Source organism: uncultured Amaricoccus sp. (assembly GCF_937858865.1).
Classification (GTDB): Bacteria; Pseudomonadota; Alphaproteobacteria; order Rhodobacterales; family Rhodobacteraceae; genus Amaricoccus.
The window spans coordinates 1-4,874 of sequence record NZ_CALLYO010000618.1; the positions used below are offsets into that span (position 1 = coordinate 1).

At 70.2% G+C, this 4,874-nt stretch carries 6 protein-coding genes; all 6 read left to right on the forward strand.

The window, feature by feature from the left end; translation table 11 throughout:
• Positions 1-399: 23S rRNA (pseudouridine(1915)-N(3))-methyltransferase RlmH (locus tag Q0112_RS18515; protein WP_297977535.1), on the forward strand; the 399-nt coding region annotated here is incomplete at its 5' end.
• 152 nt (positions 400-551) lie between these two features.
• Positions 552-1,133, forward strand: coding sequence for a ubiquinol-cytochrome c reductase iron-sulfur subunit (gene petA, locus Q0112_RS18520; RefSeq protein WP_297977536.1), 582 nt, complete (start codon positions 552-554; stop codon positions 1,131-1,133).
• Between the two features lie 11 nt (positions 1,134-1,144).
• Positions 1,145-2,461, forward strand: coding sequence for a cytochrome b N-terminal domain-containing protein (locus Q0112_RS18525; RefSeq protein WP_297977537.1), 1,317 nt, complete (start codon positions 1,145-1,147; stop codon positions 2,459-2,461).
• A gap of 20 nt (positions 2,462-2,481) precedes the next feature.
• Positions 2,482-3,264: a cytochrome c1 gene (locus Q0112_RS18530; protein WP_297977541.1), complete on the forward strand. Its 783-nt coding sequence runs from the start codon at positions 2,482-2,484 to the stop codon at positions 3,262-3,264.
• 41 nt (positions 3,265-3,305) lie between these two features.
• Positions 3,306-3,962: a hypothetical protein gene (locus tag Q0112_RS18535; protein WP_297977539.1), complete on the forward strand. Its 657-nt coding sequence runs from the start codon at positions 3,306-3,308 to the stop codon at positions 3,960-3,962.
• Positions 3,963-4,125: 163 nt separating this feature from the next.
• On the forward strand, positions 4,126-4,704 hold the full coding sequence (locus Q0112_RS18540) for a VPLPA-CTERM sorting domain-containing protein (protein WP_297977540.1): 579 nt from the start codon (positions 4,126-4,128) through the stop codon (positions 4,702-4,704).
• Positions 4,705-4,874 lie beyond the last annotated feature (170 nt).

Below are 4,874 nucleotides of genomic sequence, written 5' to 3' on the forward strand. Positions count from 1 at the left end.
CGCTTCGACCGCACCGGCCGCGCGCTCGGCCTCGGCCCGGCGCGGGTGGTGGAGATCGAGGACCGCCGCGGCGGCGGCCCCGGCGCCGAGGCCGCCCTCATCGCCGCCGCCCTCCCGAAGGGCGCCTCCCTCGCCGCCCTCGACGAACGCGGCCGGGCGCTCGATTCGCCCGGATTCGCCCGCCTGCTCCGCGACGCCGCCGACGGAGGCGCGCGCGAGCTCGCCTTCGCGATCGGCGGCGCGGACGGGCTCGACCCCGCGCTCCGCGACCGGGCCGACCACCTCCTCTCGCTCGGCCCTATGGTCTGGCCGCACCTGCTCGTGCGGGCGATGCTCGCCGAGCAGCTCTACCGCGCCGCCTCGATCCTCGCCGGCACGCCCTACCACCGCGGAGGCTAGCGGCCCCGGCGCGCCGGCGCAAAATGCGGTGGAAAGCCGCTGGACCAGCGGCGATGAACCGTCTAATCCCTGAAACAAAGCCGAGCGGCGGAGGCAGGATCCGCCCCGGCGCGATCGCGCCCCAGCGGGCATTTGGCAAGGAGCGACAGCGCGTGGCACACGTCGAAGAGCACTCCGGCACGCATTCCGGCGCGACCGGCACCCGCAGAGATTTCCTCTTCGTCGCCACCGGCGCCGCCGGCGGCATCGCCACGGCCGCCGCGGTCTGGCCCCTCGTCAACTCGATGAACCCCTCCGCCGACGTGCAGGCGCTCGCCTCGATCCAGGTCGACGTCAGCGCGGTCGAGGTCGGCAGCCAGCTCACCATCAAGTTCCTCGGCAAGCCGGTCTTCATCCGCCGCCGCACGCCGGACGAGATCGCCGCCGCCCGCGAGACCCCGCTCGCCGACCTGCCCGACAAGCTCGCGCGCAACGCCAACCTGCCGGCGGACGCGGCGGCGACCGACGAGGACCGCGCCCTGGACGAGACCGGCGAGTGGCTGCTGATGACCGGCGTCTGCACCCACCTCGGCTGCGTCCCGATCGGCGAGGCCGGCGACTTCGGCGGCTGGTTCTGCCCCTGCCACGGCTCGCACTACGACACCTCGGGCCGCATCCGCAAAGGGCCGGCGCCGGAGAACCTGCACATTCCCGTCGCGAGCTTCGCCTCCGACGGCGTCGTCCAGCTCGGTTGAGGAGGTTCGCAATGAGCGGCATCCCGCACGATCACTACGAACCGAAGACCGGCATCGAGAAGTGGATCGAGAGCCGCCTGCCGATCTTCGGCCTCATCCACGCGACCCTCACCATCCCGACGCCGAAGAACCTCAACTGGATGTGGATCTGGGGCATCGTCCTCGCCTTCTGCCTCGTGATGCAGATCGCGACCGGCATCGTGCTCGTGATGCACTATACCCCGCACGTCAGCCTCGCCTTCTCCTCGGTCGAGCACATCATGCGCGACGTGAACGCCGGCTGGGCCTTGCGCTACGTGCACGCCAACGGCGCCTCGCTCTTCTTCTTCGCCGTCTACGCCCACATCTTCCGCGGCATCTACTACGGCTCCTACAAGACGCCGCGCGAGATCACCTGGATCGTCGGCATGCTGATCTTCCTCCTGATGATGGCGACCGCCTTCATGGGCTACGTGCTGCCCTGGGGGCAGATGTCCTTCTGGGGCGCCACCGTCATCACCGGCCTCTTCTCGGCCATCCCGCTCGTCGGCGTCGACATCCAGACCTGGCTGCTCGGCGGGCCGGCGGTCGACAACCCGACGCTCAACCGCTTCTTCTCGCTGCACTATCTGCTTCCGTTCGTCATCGCCGCGCTGGTGATCGTCCACATCTGGGCCTTCCACACCACCGGCAACAACAACCCGACCGGCGTCGAGGTGCGGCGGACCTCCAAGGCCGAGGCCCAGCGCGACACGCTGCCCTTCTGGCCCTACTTCGTCATCAAGGACCTCTTCGCGCTGGTCTTCATCCTGACCGTCTTCGCCGCGATCGTCGGCTTCATGCCGAACTTCCTCGGCCACCCCGACAACTACATCGAGGCGGACGCGCTGAAGACGCCGGCGCACATCGTGCCGGAATGGTACTTCCTGCCCTTCTACGCCATGCTGCGCGCCATCACCTTCGACGTGCTCTGGATCAACTCGAAGCTCGCCGGCGTGCTGGCGATGTTCGGCTCGATCGCCGTGCTCCTGGTGCTGCCCTGGCTCGACACCAGCCGGGTGCGCTCCGGGCGCTACCGGCCGATGTTCAAGATCTGGTTCTGGCTGCTCGTGGTCGACTTCGTGGTGCTGACCTGGTGCGGCTCGCAGCCGCCGGAGCAGCCCTTCGTCATCATCAGCCAGCTCGCCACGCTCTACTGGTTCGTCTTCTTCCTCGTCATCCTGCCGATCCTCGGGGTGATCGAGAAGCCGCTGCCGCAGCCGGAGACGATCGAGGCCGACTTCCGGGAGCATTACGGCACCGGCGAGGCGGCCATGGAGCGCGCGGCGATCAGCAACCCGGCCGAGTGAGCGGGGAGAGGGACATGAGCATGCTGAAGAGCACCATCCTCGCCGGCCTTGCGGCGCTCTCGCTCGGCGCCGGCGCGGCGCTCGCCGCGGAAGGCGGGCACGTCACCGACTACCGCTTCTCCTTCGAGGGGCCGTTCGGGCGCTTCGACCAGTCGCAGCTCCAGCGCGGCCTGCAGGTCTACACCGAGGTCTGCGCGGCCTGCCACGGGCTGAAGTTCGTGCCGTTCCGCGAGCTGGCCGAGCACGGCGGCCCGGCGATGGCCGAGAACCAGATGCGCGCCTTCGCCGCCATGCACGAGGTGACGGACGCCGACACCGGCGAGAGCCGCCCGGCGACGCCGTCCGACCACTTCCCGCCCTCGGGGCTCGAGACCGCGCCCGACCTCAGCCTGATGGCCAAGGCGCGGGCCGGCTTCACCGGCCCGCACGGGCTGCTCGTCAACCAGCTCCTGCGCGGCATCGGCGGGCCGGAATACATCGCCACGCTGCTGCACGGCTACACCGGCGAGGAGAAGGAGGAGGCGGGTGCGGTCCTCTACGAGAACCACACCTTCCCCGGCGGCTGGATCTCGATGCCGCCGCCGCTCTCCGACGACATGGTCACCTACGCCGACGGCACCCAGGCGACCGTCGAGCAGATGTCGCAGGACGTGGCGGCCTTCCTGATGTGGGCGGCCGAGCCGAAGATGATGGCGCGCAAGTCGGCGGGCCTCACGGCGGTGCTCTTCCTGCTGCTGCTGACCGTGCTCCTCTGGTTCACCAACAAGAAGCTCTGGGCGCCGCACAAGGGCAAGCACGTCTGACCCTGCCTGCCGGGACGGCGACGGTCGTCCGCATCCTCGAGGTGCTGCCGCAGGCCAGCACCTCGCCCGCGGTCGTCGAGACCGGCGACGGGGTGCGGCGGGTGATGAAGTTCTCCGGCGCCGGGCCCGGCCCCTTCGGCCTCCTGACCGAGCTCCTCGCCATCGGCATCGCCCGCGCCCTCGGCGCGCCGGTCCCGGCGGCGGAGCCGGTCTTCCTCCCGGAGGGCTTCCCCTGGCTCGTCGGCACCGACGAATTCGATTCCATGCTCCAGCGCAGCAGCGGCTGGAACCTCGGCATCGACTTCCTGCCGGACGCCCGCCCCGCGACCGCGGAAGACCTCGCCCGGACGCCGGCGGCGGCGCTCGACGCCATCGCCCGCGCCGACGCGCTGCTCGTCAACGTCGACCGCACGGCGCGGAACCCCAACCTCCTCGTCGCCGCCGGCCGCCTCTGGGCCATCGACTACGACGCCTGCCTCTATCTCTCCCGCGCCCTCGCCGGTCGCACCGCCAGCCCCGAACTGCCTCCGGGCCATCTCCTCGCCGGGCGCGAACCACCCGCTGCACCGTCGCCCCGGCTCGACCTCGCGCCGCTGGTTGCCGCCGCCCCGTCCGACTGGATCGCCGCCACCGGCACCGACCGCGCCGGCCTCGAAGCGGCACTCGCCCGCTACGTCGCCGCGGCGCGGCCCCGTTAACCGCCGGCCCGAACACAAAGGATCCGCCCGGGGATTTTTACCAATCGTTAATATTCGGCCTGCCGTCCCGCGCCGGCAGATGCTATGCGGGAGGGGTCTGCGCCGAGATCGTCGGCCGGTGTTTCCTTGCCGCTGAAGGCAAATGTTCGGGAGTGAGAAAGTCGTGGTTTTCCCTGTTCGTGCGTCCCTGTTCCGTCTCGCCGCCGCGGCCGCCTTCGCCGGCGCCGGGCTCTTCGCCTCGGTCGGATCGGCGGCGACCATCGTCGACTTCGGCGGCGACAAGAAGGCCGACCCCTATCTCCAGGAAGGCTTCTCCTTCGATCCCGCGCGGATCGTGAACGGCAATTGCGTGAGCAACGGCTGCCTGGCGCTGAACGACAACGAGACGACCAGCATGACCAGCACCGGCGCGTCGGGCCTCTTCACCCTCGGCGGGCTCAGCTTCAATCTGCTCGGCAAGGGCACCGGCAACTTCCTGAAGCTCGACGGCAGCAACGGCACCTCGCTGACCTTCGCTCTCGCCGACTTCGCCAAGAACACCTATCACACGCTGGTCTTCGGCAACGAGTTCGCCAACGTCAGCTCGGTCCTCTTCTCGACCGGCGGCGGCGGCAACCTGCGCGTGGACAACGTCAGCGCCTCGCACTCCCCGGCACCGGTCCCGCTGCCGGCCGCCGCCTGGCTGCTCCTCGGCGGCATCGGCGCGCTCGCCGCGACCCGCCGGCGTGCCCGCGCCGCATAGACGTCGTCTATACAACGTATAGACGCAAAAATTAGCCGCCATTATCAATGGCTTGCCCGCAGGGCACACGTGCCCGGGCGTGCCCGTCAGCCGAGATAGGCCCTGAGCTCCGGCGGCGGGTCGGCGAAGAGCGCCTCGGTCGGCCGCGGCGGAAAGGCCCGCTGCCCGTC